This window comes from Brachybacterium sp. GCM10030252 (assembly GCF_042666535.1).
Classification (GTDB): Bacteria; Actinomycetota; Actinomycetes; order Actinomycetales; family Dermabacteraceae; genus Brachybacterium.
In genome coordinates this window covers 1-25,894 of sequence record NZ_JBHTDM010000010.1, presented here as the reverse complement: position 1 = coordinate 25,894, position 25,894 = coordinate 1, and the positions used below count along the sequence as shown (strand labels likewise).

At 71.8% G+C, this 25,894-nt stretch carries 22 protein-coding genes; 3 read left to right on the top strand and 19 right to left on the bottom strand.

The annotated features are described in order from the left end of the window. Positions 1-121: 121 nt before the first annotated feature. From ACFQRJ_RS10560 to ACFQRJ_RS10490, 15 genes are all read right to left on the bottom strand, one after another. The gene (locus ACFQRJ_RS10560; RefSeq protein WP_377019029.1) at positions 122-754 is read right to left on the bottom strand and encodes a cell division protein FtsQ/DivIB; all 633 of its coding nucleotides are present in this window, start codon (positions 752-754) and stop codon (positions 122-124) included. Positions 755-1,299: 545 nt separating this feature from the next. Continuing rightward, positions 1,300-2,880, bottom strand: a complete 1,581-nt coding sequence (murC, locus tag ACFQRJ_RS10555; protein WP_377019027.1) for a UDP-N-acetylmuramate--L-alanine ligase — start codon at positions 2,878-2,880, stop codon at positions 1,300-1,302. Positions 2,881-2,915: 35 nt separating this feature from the next. Next, on the bottom strand, positions 2,916-4,007 hold the full coding sequence (locus ACFQRJ_RS10550; RefSeq protein WP_377019025.1) for a glycosyltransferase: 1,092 nt from the start codon (positions 4,005-4,007) through the stop codon (positions 2,916-2,918). Continuing rightward, complete coding sequence (ftsW, locus tag ACFQRJ_RS10545) at positions 4,004-5,596, bottom strand: putative lipid II flippase FtsW (protein WP_377019024.1); 1,593 nt, start codon at positions 5,594-5,596, stop codon at positions 4,004-4,006. Before ftsW ends, ACFQRJ_RS10550 begins: the two co-directional genes overlap by 4 nt. Next, on the bottom strand, positions 5,593-7,116 hold the full coding sequence (gene murD, locus ACFQRJ_RS10540; protein ID WP_377019022.1) for a UDP-N-acetylmuramoyl-L-alanine--D-glutamate ligase: 1,524 nt from the start codon (positions 7,114-7,116) through the stop codon (positions 5,593-5,595). Before murD ends, ftsW begins: the two co-directional genes overlap by 4 nt. Further along, positions 7,113-8,213, bottom strand: a complete 1,101-nt coding sequence (gene mraY / locus ACFQRJ_RS10535) for a phospho-N-acetylmuramoyl-pentapeptide-transferase (protein ID WP_377019021.1) — start codon at positions 8,211-8,213, stop codon at positions 7,113-7,115. The genes murD and mraY overlap by 4 nt, the downstream gene beginning before the upstream one ends. Next, entirely contained in the window at positions 8,210-9,682 is a 1,473-nt protein-coding gene (gene murF / locus ACFQRJ_RS10530) for a UDP-N-acetylmuramoyl-tripeptide--D-alanyl-D-alanine ligase (protein WP_377019019.1), read from the bottom strand. The genes mraY and murF overlap by 4 nt, the downstream gene beginning before the upstream one ends. 2 nt (positions 9,683-9,684) lie before the next feature. Then, positions 9,685-11,310 (bottom strand): UDP-N-acetylmuramoyl-L-alanyl-D-glutamate--2,6-diaminopimelate ligase, encoded by a 1,626-nt coding sequence (locus ACFQRJ_RS10525; RefSeq protein WP_377019018.1) that lies wholly within the window; start codon positions 11,308-11,310, stop codon positions 9,685-9,687. Then, complete coding sequence (locus tag ACFQRJ_RS10520; protein ID WP_377019017.1) at positions 11,307-13,097, bottom strand: peptidoglycan D,D-transpeptidase FtsI family protein; 1,791 nt, start codon at positions 13,095-13,097, stop codon at positions 11,307-11,309. Before ACFQRJ_RS10520 ends, ACFQRJ_RS10525 begins: the two co-directional genes overlap by 4 nt. 2 nt (positions 13,098-13,099) lie before the next feature. Beyond that, entirely contained in the window at positions 13,100-13,627 is a 528-nt protein-coding gene (locus ACFQRJ_RS10515) for a hypothetical protein (RefSeq protein WP_377019016.1), read from the bottom strand. A gap of 1 nt (position 13,628) precedes the next feature. Then, a complete protein-coding gene (rsmH, locus tag ACFQRJ_RS10510; protein ID WP_377019015.1) occupies positions 13,629-14,624 on the bottom strand; it encodes a 16S rRNA (cytosine(1402)-N(4))-methyltransferase RsmH in 996 nt (331 codons plus the stop codon). 215 nt (positions 14,625-14,839) lie between these two features. Beyond that, positions 14,840-15,271 carry a division/cell wall cluster transcriptional repressor MraZ gene (gene mraZ / locus ACFQRJ_RS10505; protein WP_377019014.1) on the bottom strand — a complete coding sequence of 144 codons (432 nt, stop codon included), beginning with the start codon at positions 15,269-15,271 and terminating at the stop codon, positions 14,840-14,842. Between the two features lie 945 nt (positions 15,272-16,216). Continuing rightward, positions 16,217-16,624, bottom strand: coding sequence for a DUF3040 domain-containing protein (locus tag ACFQRJ_RS10500; protein WP_377019013.1), 408 nt, complete (start codon positions 16,622-16,624; stop codon positions 16,217-16,219). 174 nt (positions 16,625-16,798) lie between these two features. Then, positions 16,799-18,067 (bottom strand): DNA polymerase IV, encoded by a 1,269-nt coding sequence (gene dinB, locus ACFQRJ_RS10495; RefSeq protein WP_377019012.1) that lies wholly within the window; start codon positions 18,065-18,067, stop codon positions 16,799-16,801. A gap of 72 nt (positions 18,068-18,139) precedes the next feature. After that, on the bottom strand, positions 18,140-18,622 hold the full coding sequence (locus ACFQRJ_RS10490) for an SAV_6107 family HEPN domain-containing protein (RefSeq protein WP_377019011.1): 483 nt from the start codon (positions 18,620-18,622) through the stop codon (positions 18,140-18,142). A gap of 188 nt (positions 18,623-18,810) precedes the next feature. Between ACFQRJ_RS10490 and ACFQRJ_RS10485 the strand changes: the two genes are divergently transcribed. Further along, positions 18,811-19,695, top strand: a complete 885-nt coding sequence (locus ACFQRJ_RS10485; protein ID WP_377019010.1) for a spermidine synthase — start codon at positions 18,811-18,813, stop codon at positions 19,693-19,695. 76 nt (positions 19,696-19,771) lie between these two features. Here ACFQRJ_RS10485 and ACFQRJ_RS10480 read toward each other — a convergent pair whose 3' ends face one another. After that, positions 19,772-19,975, bottom strand: a complete 204-nt coding sequence (locus ACFQRJ_RS10480) for a cold-shock protein (RefSeq protein WP_010551414.1) — start codon at positions 19,973-19,975, stop codon at positions 19,772-19,774. Between the two features lie 368 nt (positions 19,976-20,343). Next, positions 20,344-21,318, bottom strand: a complete 975-nt coding sequence (locus ACFQRJ_RS10475) for a proteasome assembly chaperone family protein (RefSeq protein WP_377019009.1) — start codon at positions 21,316-21,318, stop codon at positions 20,344-20,346. A 153-nt stretch (positions 21,319-21,471) separates the two neighbouring features. On the opposite strand from ACFQRJ_RS10475, the gene ACFQRJ_RS10470 reads away from it, so the two are divergent. Beyond that, positions 21,472-23,718, top strand: a complete 2,247-nt coding sequence (locus ACFQRJ_RS10470; protein ID WP_377019008.1) for a HelD family protein — start codon at positions 21,472-21,474, stop codon at positions 23,716-23,718. Positions 23,719-23,919: 201 nt separating this feature from the next. Here ACFQRJ_RS10470 and nrdR read toward each other — a convergent pair whose 3' ends face one another. Both nrdR and ACFQRJ_RS10460 read right to left on the bottom strand, forming a co-directional pair. Continuing rightward, on the bottom strand, positions 23,920-24,408 hold the full coding sequence (gene nrdR, locus ACFQRJ_RS10465; RefSeq protein ID WP_377019007.1) for a transcriptional regulator NrdR: 489 nt from the start codon (positions 24,406-24,408) through the stop codon (positions 23,920-23,922). A 49-nt stretch (positions 24,409-24,457) separates the two neighbouring features. Then, positions 24,458-24,853, bottom strand: a complete 396-nt coding sequence (locus ACFQRJ_RS10460) for a LysM peptidoglycan-binding domain-containing protein (RefSeq protein WP_377019006.1) — start codon at positions 24,851-24,853, stop codon at positions 24,458-24,460. Positions 24,854-25,026: 173 nt separating this feature from the next. Between ACFQRJ_RS10460 and lexA the strand changes: the two genes are divergently transcribed. After that, on the top strand, positions 25,027-25,728 hold the full coding sequence (gene lexA, locus ACFQRJ_RS10455; protein ID WP_377019005.1) for a transcriptional repressor LexA: 702 nt from the start codon (positions 25,027-25,029) through the stop codon (positions 25,726-25,728). Positions 25,729-25,894: the final 166 nt, after the last annotated feature.

The following is a 25,894-nucleotide window of genomic DNA, read 5'->3' as shown; positions in this document are numbered from 1 at the left end:
TTTGACGCTATGGACGAGGACACGTGCACGCAAACACCACGGGCGCGTGTCGGCCGCGGATGGCGGGATGGATCACCGCCCGTGGATGCTCCGGCTCGCAGCGTGGGCCGGCGAGGGCAGATCAGCGCGTGACCGGGGCGACCGGGGAGGAGACGTCGATGACGTCGCCCGGCTGGGAGACCAGTGCCTGGACCACATCCACCTTCAGCTCGGAGTCGGCCGCGTCGCCCCACACGACCGTCTTGGTGCCGCCGTCCTCCAGGGCGAGTTCGAGCGTGACATCGCTGTCGCTGGAGGCGGAGACCTTCTGGACGGACCCGCGCAGCGTCTCCGGCATGGCGGCGAGGACCTCGCTCATCGCGGCCGTGGCGCCCTCGGGGTCCGAGGAGTTCTCATCGAGCACGAAGGGCACCAGAGTGGCCCCCTCGGCCGCTGCGGCGGGAAGCTCCTGCCCCTGGGCGTCGAGCACCCCGGTGCTCCCGTCGGTCCGGGTCAGCTGGGCGACCGGGGTGGCCTCGGTGACGGTGACGTGGACGCCGTCGGGCCAGGCACGCTCGACCTCCGCGGACTCCACTCCCGGGACACCGGCGACGTCCTCGGCGATCTCGGAGCCCGGCAGCAGCAGCACGCTGTCCCCGGTATGGCCCTCGACCGCTTCGCGCACCTGCTGCTCCTCGACGTAGCCGAGCCCCGCGATGGTGATCTCGCGGACCTGGAGCGAGGGCAGGAACACCGCGGTGGCGAGGCCTGCCACGATCAGCAGTGCGAGCGCCGAGACCGTGGCCAGGATCGCCCGGCGGCGGCGGCGCCAGGGGCGGCCCGCGACGAGGTCGCGGAAGCGACCGGCGGCCGGGACGACGGAGCCGCCCTCCGCGCCATCGCCACCGGCCGTGCCGCGACCGGCGTCACCGCGCCGACCGACGCTCCTCGCGCGCGGACCAGCGGTTCCTGTGGTGCCAGCAGTCTCCGGACGGGATGACGCCGAGCGACGCGGCGCCCCGGTGGGCCTCGTCCGCGCCGGCGCGGGTGACGGGGACTGCGGCGCCGGACGCCGGTTCGGTGAGGTCGTGGACGCGGCCGGATTCGCGGAGGCGGGCGATGATGCCGAGGCAGCAGAGGTCGCCGAGGATCCCGCGGACGACGAGGGCAAGGACCGCTCCCGGGAGGCAGGCGCCGCGGAGCTGGGACTCGTCGCCGACGGTGAGGAGCCGTCCGGTCGCCGGGTCGCGGCGGGGCGGGCCGCGGGGGATGCGGGCCGGGTCGGTCGGACCGGCCGCGGAGCAGTGGGGCGGCGAGCCATCACGTCTCCTCCCGTGGCGAATCGAGGGCGGCCATCACGGCAGGCGTGAGCTCGACGACGTCTCCCGCGCCGAGCATGAGCAGCAGGTCCCCGGGCCGCGCGACCTCGCGCACGGTCGCGGGGAGCTGGTCGCTCGCCGTCAGCGGCTGCACACTCGCGCCGGGGGCGTGGGCGGTGATGGTGCGGGCGTCGATGCCCGGGTCGGGGTCCTCGCGGGCCGCGTAGACGGGCAGCACCCAGGAGCGATCGGCGCCGCCGAGCACTGCGGCGAAGTCCGCCGCGAAGTCGCGGGTGCGGGAGAAGAGGTGAGGCTGGAACGCGACCAGCACGCGACCGCCGCGCTGCTGCGTCTCGACGATGCCCCGGGCGGCCTCGATGGTGGCGGCGACCTCGCGGGGATGGTGGGCGTAGTCGTCGACGACGGTCACTCCCCCGGCCAGGCCCGCGACGTCGAAGCGCCGCGAGGCCCCCGTGAAGGTGGCCAGGCCTCCCAGCAGCGCGCCGACGTCCGCGTCGGGGACGGCGGCGCTCACGGCCGCCAGGGCCCCGACCGCGTTGAGGACGTTGTGATGGCCGGCCACCGAGAGCTCGCAGGTGTACCGGTCCGCGGATGTCCCGATCTCGATCTCGGCCCCGGCCGCGCCGCCGCGCTCGGACAGCACCCGCCAGTCGGCGCCGGGATCGCTGCCGTACGTGGTCACCGGGACGCCGCGAGCCGCGGCCCGCTCCCCCAGCGCGCGGGCGCCGGGATCGTCGGCACAGACGATAAGGCTGCCACCGGGCACGATCTGCATGGTCAGCGCGTCGAAGGCCGCGGTGAGGGTCTGCTCGTCGCCGTGGAAGTCGAGATGGTCGGGCTCGAGGTTGGTGACCACCAGGGAGCGCGGCGAGAAGGCGAGGAAGGACCCATCGGACTCGTCGGCCTCGATGACTGCGATGCCACCGCCGGGTCCGGTCGCGCCGTCGGGCGCGGAGCCGGCGCCGGGCGCGGAGTCACTGCCAGGCGCGGAGTGGTCGCCGGTGCCGCCGAATCCCGCATTGCGACCGAGGTCCGGCACGGCCGCGCCGAGTGCCCAGGCGGGATCCTGGCCGGCGCCCCGCAGCGCCATGACGGCCATACCCGTGGTCGACGTCTTCCCGTGCGTCCCCGCGACGGCGACCAGTTCCCTGCCCGCGAGGAGACCGGCGAGTGCGGCTGCACGGTGGATGACGGGGATGCCGCGCTCGTGCGCTGCGAGGACCTCGGGGTTGTCGGGCCGAACGGCGGTGGAGACCACGACCACGTCGACGTCCTCGGCCAGCAGGGCGGCGTCGAAGCCGATGCCGATGCGGGCCCCCGCCTCGCGCAGAGGGCCGATGAACTGGCCGTCCTGGGAATCGGAGCCGCTGACCTGCAGACCGGCCTCGAGGGCGAGGCGGCCGACGGCGGACATGCCCGCGCCTCCGATGCGGACCACGTGCAGGCTGCGGACCGCGCGGTCGGCCGGCCAGCTGGGCTGGGTGATGACGTCCCCGGGGCGCAGGATGGAGCGCGGCGCCGGGTGATCCCAATGGCCGGGGCGGGCTTCGACGGGGCTCATGTGGTCACCGTAGCCGGGCGGTGGGCGCGACCGGCTCAGGCTCGGCGTGCGACGCCGGTCACGACGTCGGCCATGACCTCGGCGGCGTCGGTGATGCCGAAGGCGCGGGCAGCGTCGGCCATGGTCCTCAGGCGCTCGGGGTCCTGGAGGAGCGGGAGGACGTGGTGGCGCAGATGGGCGGCATCGAGGTCCGCGTCCTCGACCCTGAGGGCGCCGCCGGCGGCCACCACGTCGCGGCCGTTCAGGGCCTGCTCGCCGTTGCCGATCGGCAGCGGGACCAGGACCGAGGGCAGGCCGATCGCCGTGAGCTCGCAGACCGTGCCGGCTCCGGAGCGGGTCAGCGCGAGGTCAGCGGCGGCGTAGGCGTCCTCCATCGCGGTGACGTACTCGACGACCCGGTGACCGGGTCGTCCGGTGAGGCCGTCGGCCTTGCCCCGGCCGGTGATGTGGAGGATCTGGGCGCCGGCGGCGATGAAGGAGTCTGCGGCCTCGGCCACGGCACGGTTGAGGCGTTGGGCGCCGAGGGAGCCGCCGGTGGCCAGCAGGACCGGCGCCGAGGGGTCCAGGTCCAGCGCCCGGCGCGCTTCGTCGCGGCGCGCGGCCCGGTCGAGGTGGGCGATGCCCTCCCGCATCGGCATGCCGATGTGGCGGGCTCCGGGAAGCTTGGTGCCCTCGAGGGCGGTGAGCACGGCGGCGGCGCGGCGGGCTCCGAGCCGGTTGGCCAGGCCGGGGCGCCGGTTGGCCTCGTGCAGGACGACGGGCAGGCCCGCGGAGGCGGCGGCAAGGTAGGCGGGCGGACAGACGTAGCCGCCGAAACCGGCGACCACGTCGATCCGGCGCTCGCGCAGGAGCGTGCGGACCTCGCGCAATGTGCGTGTGAAGCGGGCGGGGAAGCGCAGTGCGGCGCCGTCGGGGCGCCGCGGGAAGGGCACCTTGTCGATGGTCGCCAGCTCGTAGCCGGCGGCAGGGACCAGATCGGTCTCGAGGCCGTCCGGAGTGCCGAGCACGAGCACCTCGGCAGCCGGGGTGCGCCGGCTGATCTGGGCGGCGGTGGCGAGCAGCGGGGAGACGTGGCCTGCGCTGCCGCCGCCGGCGAGCAGGATGCGGACGGGGGCGGGCGCGGTCATCGTGTCCTCCGTGAGGACGGCGCGGACTTCCGCGACGCCCGGGACTGGCGGGATCCGGTGGAGTTCCGGCTGCCCGCGGCGTTGTGCGTGCCGGCGGGCTTCCGGGAGCCGCCGGTCCCGGAGGGCCCGCCGGACGTCCGGGCACCCCCGGGCTTCGAGGACCCCGAGGGGCCCGAGAGTCCTGCCTTCGAGGTCTTCGACGATGTCGAGCTCCGCCCGGCCTTGGCCCGGTCGCGGCGCGGGCGCGCGTCGGACTTCCCGGCGGCGTCGCGCGGTGCGGGCAGCACGCTGATGGAACGGCGCACCGCCCCCATGCGCGCGCCGATCGCCTCGCGGGCGCCTGGCTCCCGGCGGGCGAAGGAGATGAGTACTCCCAGTGCCGCCATGGAGGCGAGCAGGGCCGAACCGCCCGAGGAGATGAAGGGCAGCGGCACACCGATCACGGGCAGCAGGCCGGTGACCACCATCATGTTCACGAAGGCCTGGCCCAGCAGCCAGGCGCTGATGCCGGCGATGGTGATCTGGGTGAAGTGGTCCTCGATCCGCGTGATCATGCGGAACATGATCAGGGCGAGCACGGCGAACAGGGCGAGCACGCCGAGGGTGCCGAGCAGTCCCAGCTCCTCGCCGATGATCGCGAAGATGTAGTCGTCCTCGGCCGCCGGCAGCCGGCCCCATTTCATGCGGGACTCGCCGAGCCCGACGCCCCACCAGCCGCCCTCGGCCAGGCCCATCAGACCCTGCTCGGCCTGATAGCAGGAGTCGCCCTCGCAGGTGCCATGGAGCCAGTTGCCGATGCGGGCCATACGGTTCGCGCTGGTGATGGTCAGGGCGATCACGCCTGCCAGGCCCGCGGCGCCGACGGCCAGGAACCACCGTCGTGGCACGCCGGCCACCCACACGGCCCCGGCGACGAGCAGACACATCACCATCGCGGTGCCGAGATCATGACCGAGGACGACCAGGCCCAGCGCGGCGACGATGCCGGGGACCAGCGGGAACAGCATGTGTCCGGGCCGGTGGAGCAGGGGGCGCTTGGTCGCGAGCAGGGCTCCCAGCCATACGGCGAGGGCGAGCTTGAGGAACTCCGAGGGCTGGAGGGTCTGGCCGCCGATGCTGATCCAGTTGCGGTTGCCGTCGACCTCCACCCCGAGACCGGGGACGTGGACGAGGCACTGCAACGCCAGCCCGAGGCCGAGCAGCGGCCAGGCGGCCTTGCGGTAGAACCCGGTCGGGAGGCAGGCGGCGACGACGAGCAGGACCAGCCCCATCGCCGCGAAGGTGCCCTGCCGGAACAGCCCGGCGAACCCCGAGTTGCCCCGCGAGATGTTCAGGACCGCGCTCGAGGACAGGACCATCACCAGGCCCACGCCGATCAGCAGGGTCCCGACGATGATGAGTCCGTAGAAGTCCAGGGCCGGGGACCGCAGCCAAGAACCGACGCCGTCACGCACGCGGGTCCCGATGTTCCCCAGCGGCTGGACCTCGTCGGGACGGACGACACCGGCGGACCGGCGGGAATCCTGCCCCTGCCGGGTCCGCTGCCCCTGCGGGGTCCGCTGCGTCTGACGGGTCTCGTCGATCGTCATGCGCTCGCTCCTGGCAGTCGGGATACGGCCGCCGCGAACAGATCCCCCCGCTCCGCGTAGTCACGGAACTGGTCGATGGACGCGGCGGCCGGTGCCAGCAGCACCACGTCCCCTGCGGTGGCGAGGGATCTCGCGGCCTGGACCGCATCCTCCATGAGCCGGGTGCGCCCGGCGGCATCGTCAGTGTCACCCGGATCGATGCGCCGCACGGGGACGTCGGGGGCGTGTCGCTGCAGTGCCGCGGTGAACGGCGCCTCGTCGCGTCCCAGCAGGACGACCCCGGTCAGCCGATCGCGGGCGGAGGCGACCAGCTCGCTGAGGTCCGCGCCCTTGGTGTCACCTCCGGCGATCCACACGATGCGCTCGGCCCCACGGAGCGAGGCGGCCGCGGCGGCCGGGTTGGTGGCCTTGGTGTCGTCGACGAAGGTGATGCCGTCCACCGTCGCGATCTGCTCCGCCCGGTGACCGCCCATCCGGTAGGCGCGCAGTCCGTCGCGGACCGCTGGGGCCGGGACGCCGTAGGCACGCGCCAGCGCCGCCGCGGCCAGCGCGTCGAGCACGACGTGGGGGCCGGCCCCGTGCGGACCGAGGTGCTCGAGGTCGGCGAGGGTGCCGATCTCGGCCGCGGCGCTGCGACGCTCGGCGAGGAAGGCGCGGTCGACCAGGACCCCGTCGACCACGCCCAGTTCGGACAGGCCCGGTGAGCCCAGTGTCAGGCCGACGGCCCGGGCGCCCTCGACGACGTCGGCGTCCTCGACCAGGCGCAGGGTGGTCTCGTCGGCGACGGTGTAGATGCAGGCGGTGCGCACGCCCTCGTAGATCCGGCCCTTGGCGCGCGCGTACTCCTGGGCGCCGCCGTGCCAGTCGAGGTGGTCCGCGCTGACGTTCAGCACCGCGGCGGCCTCGCAGTCCAGGTGCTCGGTCCAGTGCAGCTGGAAGCTGGACAGCTCTATCGCCAGCACGTCGAAGCCCTCGAGGTCCAGCGCCGCCTCGATGACGGGCAGCCCCACGTTGCCGCAGGCCACTGCTCGCAGGCCCGCATGCTGCAGGATCGATTCGAGCATGGTGACCGTCGTGGTCTTGCCGTTGGTGCCGGTGACCCCCAGCCAGGCGGGCCCGTCGGGCGCCTGCATCCGGCGGGCCAGTTCGACCTCGCTCCACACGGGGATCCCGGCTTCTGCCGCCTCGGTCAGCAGCGGCTGATCGGGTCGCCATCCCGGCGAGGTCACCACCACGTCGATCTCGCGGTCGCGGGGAAGGGCGAGGGTGTGCTCCCGGCCGAGGCGGACCTCGACCCCGAGCACCTCGAGGATCTGGGCCCGCTCGCGGATCGCAGGGGTCTCGGAGCCGTCGACGACGAGCACCCGGGCACCGCGCTGCATGGTCTGGTCCGCGACGGCGTAGCCGGAGACGCCGAAGCCGGTGACCAGGATCCGCAGTCCCGACACGTCGAGCCCGGGCCAGGGCCGGTCCTCGACGGCGCGAGACCGGCCGGCAGGCCCCGTCGCGGTCGCGGTCATGAGGTGAGCCTCGGCAGGGCGTCGAGGTAGAAGATGCCCAGGCCCACCCCGGCGAGGATGCCGGCGACGATCCAGAAGCGCACCACGATGGTGACCTCGTTCCAGCCCTTGAGCTCGAAGTGGTGCTGCAGCGGTGCCATGCGGAACACGCGCCGCCCGGTGAGTTTGAAGCTGCCGACCTGGATGATCACCGACAGCGAGATCATCACGAACAGGCCGCCGATGATCGCGCCCAGGATCTCGGTGCGGGAGACGATCGTCAGCCCCGCGATCGCGCCGCCCAGGGCGAGCGAGCCGGTGTCCCCCATGAAGATCTTGGCGGGCGAGGTGTTCCACCACAGGAAGCCGACGCTGGCCCCGATGATCGCGGCGCACAGCACGGCGGCGTCCAGGGGGTCCCGGGCCTCGTAGCAGCGCACCATTCCCCCGGCGTCGAGATCGACGTTGCACACCTGGCGCCATTGCCAGAAGCACACGACCAGATAGGTCGCGGTGAAGATGATGGTCGCCCCGCTCGCGAGACCGTCGAGCCCGTCCGTGAGGTTCACCCCGTTGGACCAGGCCGCGACCAGGAAGTTCGCCCAGATCGCGAACAGGATGAAGCCGAGCACGGTCCCGCCGAAGGCGAGATCCAGCCAGGGGATGTCCCGCACCAGGGACAGCTGGGTCGAGGCCGGGGTGTTGCCCTCGCCGTCGGGGAACAGCAGGGCGAGCACCGCGAACGCGGTCGCGACCAGGAACTGACCGAGCAGCTTGGCGCGGGGACGCAGACCGAGGCTGCGCTGCTGGGAGATCTTGAGGTAGTCGTCGAGGAAGCCGACGACGCCGAGCCCGACCATGAGGAACAGCACCAGCAGCACCGAGACGCTGGGGGGCGTCAGCAGCACCAGGTGGGAGAGGGAGTATCCGAGGATCGTGGCCAGGATGATCGCCACGCCGCCCATGGTGGGCGTGCCGCGCTTGGTGGCGTGCGAGGTGGGTCCGTCGTCGCGGATGAACTGACCATAGCCGCGTTTGACCAGGAGCTTGATGTACAGCGGGGTCCCCGCGATGGAGAGGATGAGGGCACCGGCGCCCGCGATGATGATCGCGATCATGCGTCGTCTCCTCCATCCGCCCGCGAGGTGGGCTGAACCTGCCGCTCCAGGTGCGCGATCAGTGGCTGGGCGATCTGCCGCAGACCGGCGTCCCGGGACGACTTCAGCAGCACCGCGTCTCCGGGCGCCACCGTACGTTCTAGCACAGCGATCGCATCCTCCACGGTCTCGAGGTATTCGGACTCGCCCCCGAAGCTGCCCTCGAGGCTCGCGCCATGGTGGATGGGGGCCGCGCCGTCGCCGACGACATACAGCTGGCTGATGTTCAGCCGCACCACCAGCCGGCCGATCTCGTCGTGCAGACGCACCGAGTCCGGGCCGAGCTCGAGCATCTCGCCGAGGACCGCGATGGTGCGGCGCCCCCGTCCGAGGTGGGCCAGGGTCTTCAGCGCGTGCCGCATCGAATCCGGGTTCGCGTTGTAGGCGTCGTCGATGATCAGCGCGCCGCCCGCGCGGATGGCCTCCATGCGCTGGCCGGAGGCGAGCTTGGCACCATCCAGCGCGGCGACCGCGGCGGCGGGGTCCACCCCGGCGGCCAGCGCCGCGCTCAGGGCGGCGACCGCCGTGGCGGCCAGGTGCTCGCCGAGGAGGTCGGGGCGCACCGGGAAGCGCCCGGCCGGGATCGGCTCGCCGCGCAGGGTGGTCACTCCCTCGGGGACGACGAGGGTGAAGCGGATCCGTGCCTCGTCGTCGAGGGTGAGGTCGTCCCCGCGCACGTCGCCGGAGGTGAAGCCCCACATCAGGGAGTCGGCGGCGGTGCGGGACGCCATCGCCGCCACCCGCGGGTCCTCCGCGTTCAGGACTGCCCGTCCGGTCGCCTCGAGCGCTTCGACGAGCTCGCTCTTGGCCGTCGCGATCGCCTCGACGCTGCCGAACTCGCCGAGGTGGGCGCTGCCGACGTTGAGGACGAGGGAGATGTCGGGGCGCGCGATGGCGGTCAGTGCCGCGATGTGCCCGATGCCGCGGGCGCCCATCTCCAGGACGAGGAAACGGGTCTCGCTGGTCAGCCGCAGCACTGTCAGCGGCAGCCCGAGTTCATTGTTGAAGCTGCCGACGGGTGCGATCGTCGGCCCCTGTGTGCGCAGGATCGTGCCGAGCAGATCCTTGGCGCCGGTCTTGCCGGCGCTTCCGGTGATCGCCACGACCACCAGGTCCGGGCCCACCTCCCGGGCCCGTGCGAGCTGGGCCCGCGCCAGCTGGGACAGGGCCTCGCGCACGTCGTCCACCAGGACCGCGGGCACCCCGAGGTCCCGGGAGGCGAGCGCGAGCGCGGCGCCGGCCTCACGGGCGACGCCGAGGTAGTCGTGGCCATCGGCGTGCTCGCCGGCGAAGGCGGCGAAGAGGTCACCGGTGGTGACCTCGCGGGAGTCGATGCGGGCCTCGCCGGTGACGGTCTCGTCCCCGGTCGCTCCGCCCACCAGTCGGCCGCCGGTGATGTCGGCGATCTCCCGTGCCGTGGTTGTGAGCATGGTCAGCGTCCTCCGTCGGTGTCGTCGGCGCCCGATCCGCCGCGCGCGGCCAGCGCGTCGCGCAGCCGGAGGCGGTCATCGAACGGATGGACGATACCGCCGATCTGCTGTCCGGCCTCGGCCCCCTTGCCCGCCACGAGGATGGTGTCTGCCACGTCGGCCAGTCGGACGGCGAGATCGATCGCGTCGCCCCGTCCTTCCACGTCGTGGACCTGCGCGTTCGTCCCTGCGGGGATGCCGGAGCGCACGGCGCGGCGGATCTCGGCCGGGTCTTCGGTGCGGGGGTTGTCGTCCGTGATGATCACCACGTCCGCGAGGCGGGCGGCGACCTCGCCCATGACCGGTCGTTTGCTGCGGTCACGGTCCCCGCCGGCTCCCATCACGACCAGCAGCCGTCGGGTGCCAGGGACGGTGCGCAGGGTGCTCAGCGCCTGTTCGAGGGCGTCGGCGGTGTGGGAGTAGTCGACCACGCCGCGCACCGGCTCCAGGGCCACCAGCTCCATCCGACCGGGCACCGTGCCGGCCTCGGCGAGGGCGCGGGTCACGTGGGGGCCGCTGTGCCCGACCGCGGCCAGCAGCAGCTCGGCGGCGAGGGTGTTGGCGACGTAGTGGCGGCCGGGGAGGGCGGCGTGCAGCGTGCGCGTCCCCTCGGGGCCGTGGACGGTGAAGGTGCTGCCGTACTCCTCGGCGCGGATGGCGCTCGCGGTGTGATCCGCCTGCACCTCGGGCAGGGTGGCATAGGTGGTCACGGGCACCTCTGCCTCGCGGGCCAGCCGCCGGCCCCACTCGCCGTCGACACAGACGATGCCGCGGGCCGAGTGCTCGGGAGTGAACAGGCGTCGCTTGGCGGCGTAGTACTCCTCCATCGAGCCGTGGAAGTCCAGGTGGTCCTGGCTGAGGTTGGTGAAGCAGGCGATGTCGAAGACCAGACCGTCGGCCCGGTGGAGGACCAGGGCGTGACTGGAGACCTCCATGGAGGCGACCTCCACGCGGTCCTCGCGCATGCGGGCGAGGATGCCGTGCAGTTCGGGGGCCTCAGGCGTGGTGCGCACGGTGGAGACGGCATGCTCGGTCCCGTCGGCGGAGCGGTAGGTGGTGCCGCTGGTGCCGATCACGCCGGCGGGCACGCCGAGGGCGTCCAGCGCGCGGGTCACGACCGTGGTCACCGACGTCTTGCCGTTGGTGCCGGTCACGCCGACGGTGCGAAGGTGGTCGGCAGGCCTGCCCTGGACCAGCGCCGCGGCGACGGCGGTGGCCCGCCGGGGGTCCTCGACCACGAGCACAGGCAGACCGGCGCGGCGGCAGCGCTCCTCGCCGGTGGGGTCCGTCAGCGCCATGACCGCCCCCAGCTCGCGAGCCTGGACGGCGAAGTCGGCGCCGTGGGCGGTGGCTCCCGGCAGCGCGCACCACAGGTCCCCGGGCAGGACGCTGCGGGAGTCGAGGGTGACCCCGGTCAGGGGCAGATCCTCGACGGGCGCAGGGGCTCCCAGTGCGCGCGCGACGGCACCTGCGCCCGCGCCTGCGGGCCGACGGGGCCGAGCGGGGTCGATGATCGGTTCCGCGTCGCGGGATCCGTCGGCCGCAGAGTCCGCGGGAGGCTGAGGAGCAGGGGGCACGGCGTCGCTCACCACTCGTTCTCCAGCTCGCGGCCCGGCTGACCGGTGGGCGGGATGCCCTGGTTCTGCAGGGCGAAGGTGGTCAGCTCGGAGAAGGCGGGGGAGGCGGACTTGGTCCCGGAGATGAAGCTGTCCAGACCGAAGAGGAACACGCCGACCACGAGGTCGGGGTCGTCGGCCGGGGCGAAACCGATGAAGGAGGCGGTGTAGGTGTCCTTCCCGGTCTGCGCGGTCCCGGACTTCCCGGCGGTGGCATAGCCCGTCACGCTGGCTGCGGAGCCCTCCTCGACGTTGTTGTCCATGAGGGCGCGCATCGTCGCAGCCGTCTCGCTGGAGACCACGCGGGTGCTCTCGGCCTGGTGAGCCGGCTCGATGCTGCCATCCTCCTGACGGGTGCCGTCGATGAGCGAGGGCTGGACCCGCACGCCGTCGTTGGCGAAGGTGCCGACGGCGGAGACCATCTGCAGGGCATTGACGCTGTACCCCTGTCCGAACGATGCCGTATAGCGGGTGCGCCCGTTCCACTCATCGGCCGGGCGGAGTATGCCGGCGGACTCGCCCGGCAGCTCCACCCCGGTCGGCTCGCCGAGGCCGAAGGCGCGCAGGTAGTCGTAGCGAGTGTCCGGGGAGAGAGTCTCGGCGACCTGGACGGTGCCGACGTTGGAGCTGTGCTTGAGCACGCCCGCGAGGGTGAGCCGCTGGTGCTCGTGGTAGTGGGAGTCCTTGATCCGGTGCCCGTCGAAGTACTTCTCGTAGGGAATCTCGTACTGCGACTCCGGCGTCACCTTTCCTTCCTCCAGGGCGGCGGACATCGTGAACAGCTTCCCCGTCGAGCCCGGCTCGAACACGCTGGAGATCGACCGGTTGCCGCGGTTCTTCTCCTCGGCGGCACCGGGGTCGTTGGGGTCGAAGGTGGGGTGCTCGGCCAGGGCCAGCACCTGACCGGTCTGGGCGTTCAGCACGACCGCGCTGCCGCCGGTGGCGCCCCACTGATCCACGGCTCCGGCGACGATCTGCTGCGCCTTCCACTGCAGGTCGCGATCGATGGTGAGCACCACATCACTGCCGTCGACGGCAGGGGTGGTCTCCTGCTTCCCGGTCGGGATGATCTGACCGCCGGCCCCGCGCTCGTAGGTGGTCTTTCCGTCGGTGCCGCTGAGTGCCTCGTCGAACGACAGCTCGGTGCCGGCCAGCGCGGTGCCGTCGGATCCGACGAAGCCGAGGATGTTGCCGCCGACGGACCCGGCCGGATAGATGCGGTCGGCGACGCGGTCGGCGCCGATGCCGTTGATCCGCAGTGAGATCACCGCGTCGCGCACCTTGGGGTCGACGTTCTTCTGGAGGTACTTGAACCCGCTGTCGCCGGTGAGGGCCTTCTCGGTGTCGGCGACGGACATGTCGAGCACGGGCGCCAGCTCCTGGGCGGCGGCCTCGACGCCGGAGGCCTCCCCGTCCTCGGCGTTCTGCTTGTAGTCGTCGACCTGCCGCTGGTTGACCCACAGGTCGTAGCGCTCGACGGAGCTGGCCATCGTGGTGCCGTCACGGTCGAGGATGTCCCCGCGCAGAGCCGGGATGGTGCGCTCGACGGTGCGCTGCTCGATCGCCTCCTGCGCCCGCGCGCTCGCGTCCAGGCCCTGGACCCAGATCAACCGTCCGGACAGTGCCATGACGGCGACCATGATCATGCAGATCAGCAACCGGTGACGAACGGCCGGGGCGCCGACCCGGGCCTGGGGGAAGCGCGCCCCGCCCGCGGGCCGGCGGGCCCGGGTGGTGCGCGAGCTGCGGGACCGCGCCATGGTCAGTCTCCCTCGTTGCCCTCGTTGCCCATGCCGTGGTAGCTCTCGGGCTCGTCGTAGATCTCTGCCTGCGGGACGGCGGCCTCCGCAGGCACCTCCTTGAGTTCCGGATTGCCCTCAGTCTGCTCCGACGGGGACGTCTCACCGATGACCTCGCCCGTGTCGAGGTCGATATATGCCGGATCGCTGACCGGGACCATGCCGATCTCGCGGGCCTGGCGCTCGAGCTCCTGCGGCGTGCCGAGCCGTTCATTGGTCTCCGCGAGCGCCTGGCGCTCCTCGGTCAGCCGCTGGGATTGGCTCTGCAGCCGGGTGATCTCGTAGCTGGTGCCGGACATCTGGATGTTCATGTACAGCAGTGCCGCGAGCGTGGCCGCGACGATCAGGGTGCACAGGAGGGTGAACGGCATCGAACTGCCGGCGGCCTTCGGGGCGGCGACGACGGTCAGTCGCGGCTTCGGGGCGGCGCTCGTCCCGGGCTTGCGGACCGGGCGGACGGCGGGGGCGTGAACGGCTGACGTGGTGGCCATCTCAGTGTGCTCCCTCGGCGGATCGGGTACGGGTCAGTGCGCGGAGCCGGACGGATCCGGCGCGGGCGTTGGATCCGCGCTCGATCTCGTCGGCCTGGAGGGCCCCGCGCACGAGCGGGGTGAAGGTGGGCCGGTGCTCCTCGAGCTCGACCGGCAGTCCGGGGGGTGCCGAGGACCGGGTCCGTCGCGCGAAGGCGGTCTTGACCAGGCGGTCCTCGCCCGAGTGGTAGGACTCCACGACGATGCGGCCGCCCACGTGCAGGCAGTCCAGGGCGGAGTCGATCGCGGAGGCGAGGATCTCGAGCTCCTGGTTCACGGCGATCCGCAGCGCCTGGAAGGTGCGCTTGGCCGGGTGCCCTCCGCTGGCCTTGGAGGCGGCGGGGACCGCGCGGTCCAGCAGCTCGACCAGCTCGCCGCTGCGGGTCAGCGGAGCCTCCTGGCGGCGCTCGACGATGCGGCGGGCGATACGGCGGGCGAAGCGCTCGTCCCCGAGGTCGTGGAGGATGCGGGAGATCTCGGCCTCGGGGAGCTCGCGCAGGAGATCAGCGGCGGTGGGGCCGTCCGATGAAGTGTCCATCCGCATGTCCAGCGGCGCGTCGGCCGCGTAGGAGAAGCCTCGCTCGGCGGTGTCGATCTGGAAGCTGGACAGGCCCAGGTCCATCATCACGCCGTGGGCGCCGGGCAGCCCGAGCTCCTCCAGGACGTCGGGGATCTCGTCGTAGGTGGCGTGGACGAGGGTGGCCCGCTCCCCCAGCCCCTCCTGCTCCAGCCGACGGCGGGCGAGTTCGAGCGCCTGCGGATCGCGGTCGATCCCGACGAGCCGGGCCTGGGGAGCGGCGTGGAGGACGGCGGCGGCGTGGCCGCCCATCCCGAGGGTGGCGTCGACGTGGACGGCTCCGGGCTCCTGGAGGGCGGGGGCGAGGAGCTCGACCGAGGTCTCGAGCAGCACGGGGACGTGCCGGTCCTCCGCGGGCAGGTCGCGCTGCGTCTCGTCCATGTCACCCCTCCCCTGGGTCCGGTGTGTGCTGTCGGTGTTCCGTGTTCTGGATGCCGTGGTCCGGGTGCGGATCGCTCCGTCCCGGTCGGCCCCGGGTTCCTGGTCGCGGTGCCGTCCTGTCAGATTCCTCGTCGTTCCCGACCCGCTGCCGGGGAAGTTGCATCGGGGCGGGAACGACGAGAGGTCTCACAGGACGGATGGCCCTCGGGCGGAACTCAGAACAGGCCGGGGACCACCTCTTCGGAGGTCTCGGCGAAGCCTTCTTCCTTCTGCTCGAGGTAGCGCTCCCAGGCCGGGAGCGACCAGATCTCGAGCCGGTCGAGTGCACCGATGACGGCGCACTCCCGGTCCAGGTCCGCGTAACCGCGCAGATGTCCCGGGATGGTGATCCGGCCCTGCTTGTCCGGGATGACGTCCTCCGCGCCGGACAGCAGCACACGCAGGTAGTCGCGCGTGCGGCGATCGGTGGTGGGCGCCCGACGGGCCTCCTCGAGCTTCTGGCGGAACTCGGCGAGCGGGTACACGGCGATGCAGTGCTCCTGCCCACGAGTCATGACCAGTCCCGAGGCGAGCTCGTCGCGGAACTTGGCCGGGAAGATCAGGCGTCCCTTCTCGTCGAGCTTGGGCGTGAAGGTGCCGAGGAACATCTCGACCCCCCTTCACTCACCGTGACTCGTGCGATCCGAAACCCATCTCCTCCCAACGCGCTCCACTTTACCCCACTAGTCCCCACATACCGCTACCCCTGCCCCCAGAACGACGGCGCTTCGTCACATCAACCCAGGTCAGAGACGTGGTGCAAGGTGGGGGAAATCTCCGCGCGGCGCGTTGGCGAGGCCGCCACAGCGCCCGGCGGGACCGGGCGCCGTCGGCACGCCCGAGCCTCACGTTCACCAAAGTCGCAGGTCATAGCACCGCGGCCGGCACGAGGAGGAACGCGGGGATGGCGGTGGAGCGAGAGGGAGGGCTCCGGTGGAGGGATGTGGGGAATCCGGGGGAAACGCCTGGGCGTGGCGCGGAGGGAGTACCCGCCGGGGCATGACGATGCCCCGGCTCGAGGGAGCCGGGGCATCGGTGGAGCAGGGTGTGCGTCGTCGGGCCCAGTGCGTCAGGAACCGCTGCCCGGGTCCAGTCGGCACGCTGCGCGGGCGCTCCGGCCGGTGTGCTGCGCGGGCGCTCCGACCGGCGTGCTGCGCGGGCGCTCCGACCGGCGTGCTGCGCGGGCGTTTCCGGCTGGACGGTACTGACACGCACAGGCGCGGCGATATGCGCCGCGCCTGGTCGCTGGAGTACCGCCGGGCAGGATCCGGACGCGGGCAGCAGCTAACTTCTGCGGGCAGGATCCGGACGCGGGCAGCAGCTAACTTCTGCGGGCAGGATCCGGACGCGGGCAGCAGCTAACTTCTGCGGGCAGGATCCGGACGCGGGCAGCAGCTAACTTCTGCGGGCAGGATCCGGACGCGGGCAGCAGCTAACTTCTGCGGGCAGGATCCGGCCGCGGGCTACTGCTGGCCCGTACCGGAAGGATCCGGCAGGCGGCGGCTAGCCCCGGCAGGCGGGATCGAGCCTCGGGAGTCCGCTTGCGGAGAGGATCACAGTCGGGGATCGTCCCCGGACCGCTTCTCCCAGCGCTCCTCCAGCTTCCGCATGAAGGTGCCACCGCTGTCGCCGCGCGGGGCTCCGGGCCCGGATCCGCCGTTGCCTCCGTTGCCCGACGAACCGTCATCCTGCGTGGACGACCCGGGAGCGGTGACCGCGTAGATCGCGCCGGCGAGCATCCCCAGGAAGGCGATCACTCCGAGCCAGACGGCGGGCAGAGCCACGGCCAGGACCAGGACTCCGAGGCCGACGACCACCCCTCCGAGCCCGATGGCGATCCGGCGCCCGTTGCGACGCGGGTTCTTGGCCGGCGTGAAAGCGCGCGCGAGGCGCGGATCGTCGGCGTAGAGCTGACGTTCCATCTCGTCGAGCATCTTCTGCTCGTGTTCAGACAGCGGCATGGTCCCGCTCCTTGTCCCCGTCCTTTCGCGCCTGGTCGGCGCCCCGGCCGCCGATCGTGGAGGGGCCCTGGTGGACCACTGCCCTCGTCGGCGGTTCACCCAGTTTAGAGCCCCTTCCTGAGTAATGGGAACACTCGCGCTCGAGCAGCGCGACACCGGCGCCGCCGCCTGCGCTCAGGGGTGCGCCGAACCCTGGTCCGGCCCGGTCTGCTGCGACCCGTCGGGCGGCGGGCCCAGCGTGGAGCCCCTGCTGAGACTCGAGGACCCGAATCGGTCCAGAGTGCGGTCCATAGCCGCCTCGAGGTCGTGCCAGCCTGCGGACCGCGCGGTCAGCTCATGCTGGATGGGAGCACCGGAGGCCGGCTCCAGATGGGTGGCCCGCACCCCGGCCAGACGGACCCTGCGCAGCCGGTGCCGCTCGCGATCCCAGAGGGCGACGACCTGTTCTCGCAGTCTCTCTCCGCTGGCCGTCGGATGCTCCAGGCTCGAGGATCGCGTGATCGTGGTCCCGTCGGGACTGCGGAGCTTGAGCACCACGGTCCGCGCCACGAACCCGGAACGGCGCAGCTGCCGGGCGACGTCATCGGCCATCACGGTGATCCGCCGGCGCACTTCTCCTGGATCGGTGAGGTCCTCGTCCCAGGTGCGCTCGGTGCCCAGCGACTTATCACGCACCCGTTGCCCGAGCCCGGTGCGATCGCTGCCGTCGGCCAGCCTGGCCACCTCCGCGGCCCGCGGGCCGAGCGCCCGGGTCAGCGTCGTCAGCGGGATCTCGCGGACCTGACCGACGGTGTGCACCCCGATCCGCTCCAGGGACTCCACGGCCTTCGGGCCGATGCCCGAGATCACCGAGACCGGCAGCGGCGCCAGGAACTCGGCGGTCTGCGCCGCGGGCACGATGAGCATGCCGTCGGGCTTGGCCTGTGCCGACGCGATCTTGGCGACAGGACGCGAGACCGAACCGCCCACGGAGCTGGGCAGCCCGAGCTCGTCGCGAATCTTCCCCCTCAGCAGAGCGGCGACGTCCTCGGGCTCCCCGAAGAGCCGGCGCGCGCCGCGGACGTCGAGGAAGGCCTCATCGATGCTGATCTGCTCGACCTGGGCGACCACGGACGCCAACAGCTCCATGACGCGCGCCGACGTCTCGCGGTAGCGATCGATACGGGGCGGGATGATCACAAGATCCGGAGCCAGGCGCCGCGCCGTGGACATCGCCATGGCCGAGCGGATACCGCGGCGGCGGGCGGGGTAGCTCGCGGCCGCCACCACTCCGCGGGCGCCCGATCCCCCGACCACGACGGGAAGGCCGCGCAGGCCGGGATCGTCACGGACCTCGACGGAGGCGAAGAAGGCGTCCATGTCCAGGTGCAGGATGCCGGGGATCTCCTCCGGGGCGGCCCCGGCGGCCGCACCCGCCTCGCGTCCACCGCGTGCACTGTCCATCGGCACCTCCTTCGTGCCGGAACTCTACTCGGGACCTCCGTGCCGGGACCCGCCTGGCGGTCGGCGATCGGATCAGCCGGCCAGTGCCGTCATGTGCGCGGGCAGGTCGGCGAGGACGCGCTCGGAGATCTCCTCCAGGTGCTCCCCGGTCTGCTCGAGATGCTGGCGAAGCAGCTGAGGGTCGGGCATCGCCGTCGGATCACGGTCCAGACGGACCCGTTCGGCGACCAGAGGTGTCAGGCGGCTCGCGCGCTCCGCGTCCGGGCCGCCGAGGCGTTCCAGCGCGGTCCACACATTCAGGGGGAGCTTCCGGCGGCGGTCGCGATTGGCGCGGGCGACCAGCACGCCCGCCCCACGCAGCGCTGCGCGGTGGACCAGTTCGAACGCTTCGCGGGGATCGTCGGCGGCCGCGGCACTCCCCTGCCGAAGGAGATCGCGGGCGCGTTCGAGATCTGCCTGGTCCTGGTCCAGGTGCGCGAGACGCAGTCGCAGGCTGCGGGAGCCGGCCGAGAGCGTGGAGGCGTCTCCTCGCCGGCGGGACTGCGTGGTGCTCATCGGTGCTCCTCTCCTGGTCCACGTCGAGCCGACCGTGCGATCCGCGTGATCGCTGTGGCTGCGTCGTACCGTGAACGCTAGAGGCGGGCTCCGACGGATGAGCCGCGCGGCTGTTTCGAGTGGAGGACGGAGCATTGGGGAGGAACGGTCGCCGCGCGCCGGGACCCGAGGTCTCCTACAGTGGGTCGATGCCCCGTCGCCAGCGTGTGCGTCACGCCCCCTTCGAGCACCTCGGTCCGCTCGACACCGCCATCCCCGTCTCCACGGGTACCGCCCGGCTCACCCTGGAGAACGACGGCTCCGTGCTGCTGGATGTCAACGGGGTGCCCTCGTCGCAGCTGAACCCCGATCCCGAGCATCTGGTGTTCGAGTACATGCGCTGGATGCTGCTCGTCCTCGACGAGGGATTCGGCGGGCCGGCCGGGTACGAGGCCGAGGGTGACGTCGCCGCTGGGGCACTGCAGGTCGCCCACCTGGGCGGAGGCGGCTGCTCGCTGCCGCGGGCCATCGCCTCCCGGTACCCCCGTTCCCGGCAGATCGTCGTGGAGATCGACGAGCTGCTGGCGAAGCAGGTGCGCACCTGGTTCGACCTGCCGCGCTCGCCGCAGCTGCGCCTGCGCATCGACGACGCGCTGACGGCGTTGGAATCGTGGCGCGATGACCGCTTCGATGTGCTGGTCCGGGATGTGTTCTCCGGCCCGGTCACTCCCGAACCGCTGATAAGCATCCACGCCGCGGAGCACGCGGCGCGGGTGCTCCGCGGCGGAGGGATCTATCTCGCCAACTGTGCGGCACCGCCCGGGACCGGGCTGCTCGCCGACGAGATCGCGACCCTCTCGGCCGTGTTCGGGTACGTGGGCGCCATCGCCGAGCCCGCGCACCTGACCGGCAAGCGCCGGGGCAACTGCGTCCTGGTGGCCTCGGATCAGCCGCTGCCGGAGGGCATCGATCGTGCGCTGCGGTCGGATGCGGTCTCGGTACGGCTGGCACCGGCGTCCCAGGTTGCCGCCCTGGCTCGAGCAGGAAAGATCCTGGGCCAGGATCAGGGGCGGGCCGGTGCTCCATCCCGGTGACCGCCCGGACGACGACGGGCCGGGCAGGAGCGCGATGCTCCTGCCCGGCCCGTGAGATTCGGGGAGTTGCCGTGGATCAGAGGGGGCGAACCTGCTCGGCCTGCGGCCCCTTGTCGCCCTGGCTGACCTCGAACTCCACGCGCTGACCCTCGTCGAGGGCGCGGTAGCCGTCCATGTCGATCTTGCTGTGGTGCACGAAGACGTCTGCGCCGCCTCCGTCGATCTCGATGAATCCGTAGCCCTTTTCGGCGTTGAACCACTTGACCGAGCCCTGTGCCATACCTGTCACCTTCTGTGTCGTCCATCAACGATCGCAATGCGCGATCGCGGTGCCGCGTGAAGCCGTCCCCCGCCGAGGCGGGTGGCGTCAGGTGCATGCCGTACTGCTGTGCCGAGGCACCGTCGACGGACTTTCCTGCTGGACCTGCATCACCGCAACACCACCATTCTGTCACGGCCGTGGCCCCGTTCACACGGAGTTCCGCGACGCACGGTCACGAAGGCGTAACGAACTCCGCAGTGCCGACCGGACGCACTGAGCGGTCCCTGGCACCGGAGCCGACGCGGGAGAGAGCGCCTGAGGGGCGACTTCGGCCTCACGGTGCGGGCAGGCGGCACCCGGGCCGGACGGACCCGAAGACCCGGTCCTCACAGCCGGGGCGGATCCTCGGGGCCGTCGTCGTGATCGGCCAGGAAGCGCTCGAAGTGCTCCCCGATCTCCTCGGCCGTCGGCAGGTCCATCGTGGTCCCGATCGGCGTGGAATCGCCGTCCTCACCGGTGGAGTCGTACTGCTCCTCCAGGGCGGTGACGATCTGGCGCACCTCGCTGTTCTGCGCGAGGGTCTCCTGCAGGGCGACGGTCGCCGCGTCCGTGAGATCTCCCAGGTGGACCAGGGGCAGGTCGAGTCCGGCCGCGCCGCTGACCCGCCTCAGCAGCGCGAGGGCTCCGGCCGGGAAATCGGTCCTGGTGAGGTAATGCGGGATCTGCGCCGCGTATCCCATCGCCGGGTGGTCCGCACTGCCGAGCCGGTTCTCCAGCAGAGCGCCGAACGCCGCCGGCACGACGATCTCCGAGGACTCCCCGTCCTCGTCGCCCATGCTCGTGCCGGGGGCGGGCGTGCCCTGGGCCTGGGGCCGCCCCAGCAGGGAGGGATCGTTGGCGTGCGCGAACAGACCGATCGGACGGGTGTGCGGGACGGCCATGGGAACCGCCTGCATCCCGACCACGCGTTCGACCTCGAAGAACTCGACCAGATCGATCAGCGCCTCGGCGAGCCGGCGCCACTGGAGGTCCGGCTCCGGCCCGTCGAGGAAGAGGAAGGGACGGTCCGCCTCGTCGTACATCAGCGACAGAGTCAGATCCGGGACGTCGACGCTCGTGTACGACGTCCCGTCGAAGACCGCCTGCGGACGGGAGCCGCGATAGTCCAGCAGCTCGTCCATGTCGAACGAGACGAGCCGCAGATGCCGCAGCTCATCACGCAGGTACGTGGAGGCGATCTTGCAGGCATTGCCCGCATCGACCAGACCCGGCAGGGCATGGACCAGAGTCAGACCGGTACGGGGCACTGCCGCCAGCACATCGGCGGACTCGAACCGGTACAGGTCACGCGGGTCACGCATCGGCGTCTCCTCCCTCGCGGCCGGCTGGATGTCACGTACCGGATGGCACGCACACCCAGACCCGTCCACCATAATGGACCACCGTGCTTCGCCGACCCCGGGTCCGCCCGGCGCGGCGGGGCGTGAGGATCAACCGTCAGGGGGAACAGGTCCGTGGACGACGCTGAAGGACAGATCGCTCGGGAGATCGCGCGTGAACAGGCCTACGCCGATCGGCTCTACGAGCGACTGGATGAACTGATCGGCCAGGTCGAGGGCAATCTCGACCAGATCCAAGCCTCGCAGCACGCATCGACGCACCAGAATCGGTCCGAGCGCGACTCGTTCATGGCGCTGTACGAGGATCGGCTCGCCCTGCTGCGCTCGGTCGCCCGCAGCGTCGTGTTCGGCCGCCTCGACACCGAGGACGAGGCCCGCCGCTACATCGGCCGGATCGGCCTGTTCACCCCGGACCGCGAGCAGCTCCTGGTGGACTGGCGCGCACCTGCGGCGGCCGCCTTCTACCAGGCCACCAGCACCGACCGTCAGGGAGTGCGCCTGCGCCGGCACCTGATCAGCCGCGGCCGGACCGTCGTCGGTCTCGAGGACGACGTGCTGGACCAGTCGGTCCTGGACAACGAGGATCACGACGTGGTGCTCCAGGGCGAGGGAGCTCTGCTCGCAGCCGTCTCGGGCCAGCGCACGGGGCGCATGGGGGACATCGTCGCCACCATCCAGTCCGAGCAGGACCGCATCATCCGCTCCGAGAACCGTGGTGTCCTCGTCGTCCAGGGCGGGCCGGGCACGGGCAAGACCGCGGTAGCCCTGCACCGCGCCGCCTACCTGCTGTACACCCACCGTCGCCGCCTCGAGCATTCCGGCGTGCTGATCATGGCCCCCACCCCGGGGTTCCTGCGCTACATCGAGCGCGTGCTGCCGAGCCTCGGAGAATCCGGCGTGGTCATGCTGACCCCCGGCGAGCTCTTCCCCGGCATCGAGACGTTCGTCCATGACACCGATGACGTCGCTCGCCTCAAGGGCGACGTCGCCATGACCGAGCTGATCGCCCGTGCCGTCAAGCAGCGCCAGGTGGTCCCGGCGTCCGACATCACGCTGCGCATCGACGGCACGCCGCTCACGCTCACCCGGGATGCGATCCGGTCCGCCCGCCGCGAGGCACGTGCCACCCACAAGCCCCACAACGCCGCCCGCGCCGTGTTCGTGCGAGCCGCCATGGACCGCCTCGTCGAGAGCTACGAGAAGGCTCTCAAGGCCCGCGGACACACCGTCGTCCCGGAGGACCGACCGGATCTGCTCTCGGACCTGCGGCATGACCCCGAGATCAAGCGACAGCTGAATCTCGCCTGGCTCCCCTACACCCCGCAGGGTTTCCTGCGGATCCTGTTCTCCCGGCCCGACCGGCTGCGGGCCGCAGCTCCGCGGTCGCTGGCCGACCGGGTCGACGTGCTGGTGCGCCCCAAGGACTCCCCGTGGACCGTCGAGGACATCCCGCTGCTCGACGAGGTCGCCGAACTCCTCGGGGAGGATGCCGCGCCGGCGGAGGCACGTGCCCGCGAGGCCGCCGGCCGGCGCGAGGCCGACGTCGACTACGCCCGCAAGGTGATCGAGAACATCGACACCTCCGGCATCGTGCGCGCCGAGGACCTCGCCGACCAGGTCAGTCAGCTGCGGGACGGCCGCACGCTCGCCGAGCGGGCGTCCTCCGAGCGCAGCTGGACCTACGGACACGTGGTGGTGGATGAAGCGCAGGAGCACTCCCCGATGAGCTGGCGCGCGCTGATGCGACGGGCCCCCACCAAGTCGTTCACCGTGGTCGGCGACGTCGCCCAGACCTCCTCGGCCGGCGGCACGGCGTCGTGGTCCGATGCGCTCGGCCCCTACGTGCAGGATCGGCTCCAGGTGGAGCGCCTGACTGTGAACTACCGCACTCCGAGCCGGATCATGGATCGAGCGGTCGCGATGGCGACGGCTCACGACCTGCCGGTGACAACGGTCAGCTCGGTGCGCGAGGGCGATCGGGGCCCCCTCATCGAGCGCGCGGCCGAGCCGGAGCTGGCACAGCGGGCCGGGGATGCGGTCGCCGCCGCGCACGCCGACGGGATCGGACGGCTGGCCGTCATCACGGCCGAGGGGCGGACGGCTGCCATGCTGAAGGATCTGAGTTCGCGCCCGGACCTGCCCAGCGTGGGCGGCGGGTCTGCGGGTGTCGACGACGAGGTCGCCGTGATGACCGCTCAGGAGGCCAAGGGCCTGGAGTTCGACGGCGTGATCATCGTCGAGCCGGCCGAGCTGGTCGAGGACCACGGCGCCGGGGGTCTCTACGTCGCGATGACGCGGACCACGCAGCATCTCGGCATCGTCCACGCCCGGGATCTGCCGCCCGGCATCGAGCCGGCCTGAGAGAGGGATCGGCGGCCGTGGCTTCCCCTCCACGACCGCCGATCAGGTGTGCACTGCGTGAGTGCACGAGGGATATCCTATGCACAGCCGGCCGTGGTCCTGAACCACGTCCACATAATCCGTCGATCCGAGGGCTCCCGGAGAGGCGTCGGATCGGGCTCGAGCCGACACTCGCGCCGGTCGGTCCGCACCTGCCGCGGGTCAGTCCGAGCTTGCCGGGCTCGCTGCGCCCCGGGCCGTGCCGCCGCCCTCGGCCCGCAACCGGGCGATCGCCGCATCGAAGTCATCGAGCGAGTCGAAGTCCTGGTAGACGCTCGCGAACCGGAGGTAGGCCACCAGGTCGAGTTCCTGGAGAGGCTGCAGGATCGACAGACCCACCTGGTGAGCCTCGACCTCTGCCTGGCCGCTGGCGCGGATGTCCTCCTCGACCCGCTGGGCGAGCATCGCCAGCTCGTCATCGGAGACCGGCCGGCCCTGGCAGGCTTTGCGGACGCCTGAGATCACCTTCGCGCGGCTGAACGGCTCGCTCACACCGGAGCGCTTCTGCACCGACAGCGATGCGGTCTCCGAGGTGGAGAAGCGCCGGGAGCAGTTCGGGCACTGTCGTCGGCGCCGGATGGTCGCGCCATCGTCCGACGTGCGGGAGTCCACGACCCGGGAATCGGGATGGCGGCAGAACGGGCAGTGCATCCACTCAGGATACCGCCGCGTCCCGGACGTCAGGCCGGCACCCGGAGTGTCAGTGGGCCGCGCCCTCGGCGGCCGGCAGCTCGATCTGCTGGCCGGCGGTGATGCGCCCGGTGGGCAGATGGTTGAGGTTGCGCGCCTCGGTCACGAACTCGTGCGGGCTCATCCCCTCCGGAGCGTACTGCTCGGCGTACCCCCACAAGGTGTCCCCGGCCTCGACGGTCACCGTGACCTGCTGCTCGTCCTCGGAGTCGGCGAGCGCGAACGGGACGTCGAAGGCGAGCAGCGCAGCGGCGGCCACCAGCAGGCCGAGCACGAAGGCGATCATCATCAGCACGAGGCGCCCGCGGCGACTGACCTCGAGTCGAACGTTCGCTCGACCGGCGCCCTCGCCCGGCTCGGTGCGGCGCTGCGGGAAGGGGAGAACAGCGGCTGTTTCCGTACGCATGTCCGAACTCCTGTTCGATCGAATGTGTGTGCGACTGTAGCCCCATCGCCGCGCGACACGCAAGGGAAACCTCGAACAGGTGTTTGGCATCCGGTGCGTGCCGCCCTACGCTGGGTGACAGGACAACGGAACCGCGAGGGTCCGACAGACGAAGCCAGGAGGCCTGCCCGATGATGTCGAGCATCCCCACCCCCAGTCAGCCGACCAGGGCACGGGGCGACGCGCCGGCCGACGCCGCGACCGCCGGGCTCACCCGGCGTCAGCGCCTGGTGCTGGAGACCATCAATGCCGCGATCGCCGCGCGCGGGTACCCGCCGAGCATGCGGGAGATCGGTGACGCGGTCGGCCTGACCTCATCCTCGTCGGTCTCCCATCAGCTGCAGGCCCTCGAGCGCAAGGGGTTCCTGCGCCGCGACCCCAAGCGTCCGCGCGCGATGGAGGTGTTCCTGCCCGAGGACGATGGGGCCCCCGAGCCGCCGCCGGTTCCGGAGGTCTCCGCGAACTCCGTCTCGGTCCCACTGGTCGGCCGGATCGCCGCCGGCGTCCCCATCACCGCCGAGGAGCAGATCGAGGACGTCTTCACCCTGCCCTCGCGCCTGGTGGGCGATGGGGACCTCTTCCTGCTGCAGGTCGTAGGCGACTCGATGATCGATGCCGCCATCTGCGACGGGGACTGGGTGGTCGTGCGCAGCCAGCAGGAGGCGCAGAAGGGCGAGATCGTCGCGGCGATGATCGACGGCGAGGCCACCGTCAAGACGTTCGCCCGCCGTGACGACCACGTCTGGTTGATGCCGCACAATCCGTCCTTCGCCCCGATCCTCGGGGACCACGCCGAGATCCTGGGCAAGGTCGTGGCGGTGCTGCGCGCCGTCTGATGCCGCTCAGGACGTGCTCCGCCCGTGGCGCCGCGTCGAGGCCCGTCCCCTGCTCTGCCGCTCAGACGCTATGAGGGTGGCGGGGTTGAGAGGTCTTGTGGCCCAGGGCCCCGCTATGAAGACTCGTGGATCACCCTGGTCGATGGGCGGCCGGGGTGCGCACATT

Coding starts and splice junctions, on each gene's coding strand:
- murC (WP_377019027.1), bottom strand. CDS start 2,880: ATGAGCCCCGTCGAAGCCCGCCCCGGCCATTGGGATCACCCGGCGCCG.
- ACFQRJ_RS10550 (WP_377019025.1), bottom strand. CDS start 4,007: ATGACCGCGCCCGCCCCCGTCCGCATCCTGCTCGCCGGCGGCGGCAGC.
- ftsW (WP_377019024.1), bottom strand. CDS start 5,596: ATGACGATCGACGAGACCCGTCAGACGCAGCGGACCCCGCAGGGGCAG.
- murD (WP_377019022.1), bottom strand. CDS start 7,116: ATGACCGCGACCGCGACGGGGCCTGCCGGCCGGTCTCGCGCCGTCGAG.
- mraY (WP_377019021.1), bottom strand. CDS start 8,213: ATGATCGCGATCATCATCGCGGGCGCCGGTGCCCTCATCCTCTCCATC.
- murF (WP_377019019.1), bottom strand. CDS start 9,682: ATGCTCACAACCACGGCACGGGAGATCGCCGACATCACCGGCGGCCGA.
- ACFQRJ_RS10520 (WP_377019017.1), bottom strand. CDS start 13,097: ATGGCGCGGTCCCGCAGCTCGCGCACCACCCGGGCCCGCCGGCCCGCG.
- ACFQRJ_RS10515 (WP_377019016.1), bottom strand. CDS start 13,627: ATGGCCACCACGTCAGCCGTTCACGCCCCCGCCGTCCGCCCGGTCCGC.
- rsmH (WP_377019015.1), bottom strand. CDS start 14,624: ATGGACGAGACGCAGCGCGACCTGCCCGCGGAGGACCGGCACGTCCCC.
- mraZ (WP_377019014.1), bottom strand. CDS start 15,271: ATGTTCCTCGGCACCTTCACGCCCAAGCTCGACGAGAAGGGACGCCTG.
- ACFQRJ_RS10500 (WP_377019013.1), bottom strand. CDS start 16,624: ATGCCGCTGTCTGAACACGAGCAGAAGATGCTCGACGAGATGGAACGT.
- dinB (WP_377019012.1), bottom strand. CDS start 18,067: ATGGACAGTGCACGCGGTGGACGCGAGGCGGGTGCGGCCGCCGGGGCC.
- ACFQRJ_RS10490 (WP_377019011.1), bottom strand. CDS start 18,622: ATGAGCACCACGCAGTCCCGCCGGCGAGGAGACGCCTCCACGCTCTCG.
- ACFQRJ_RS10485 (WP_377019010.1), top strand. CDS start 18,811: ATGCCCCGTCGCCAGCGTGTGCGTCACGCCCCCTTCGAGCACCTCGGT.
- ACFQRJ_RS10480 (WP_010551414.1), bottom strand. CDS start 19,975: ATGGCACAGGGCTCGGTCAAGTGGTTCAACGCCGAAAAGGGCTACGGA.
- ACFQRJ_RS10475 (WP_377019009.1), bottom strand. CDS start 21,318: ATGCGTGACCCGCGTGACCTGTACCGGTTCGAGTCCGCCGATGTGCTG.
- nrdR (WP_377019007.1), bottom strand. CDS start 24,408: ATGCACTGCCCGTTCTGCCGCCATCCCGATTCCCGGGTCGTGGACTCC.
- ACFQRJ_RS10460 (WP_377019006.1), bottom strand. CDS start 24,853: ATGCGTACGGAAACAGCCGCTGTTCTCCCCTTCCCGCAGCGCCGCACC.
- lexA (WP_377019005.1), top strand. CDS start 25,027: ATGTCGAGCATCCCCACCCCCAGTCAGCCGACCAGGGCACGGGGCGAC.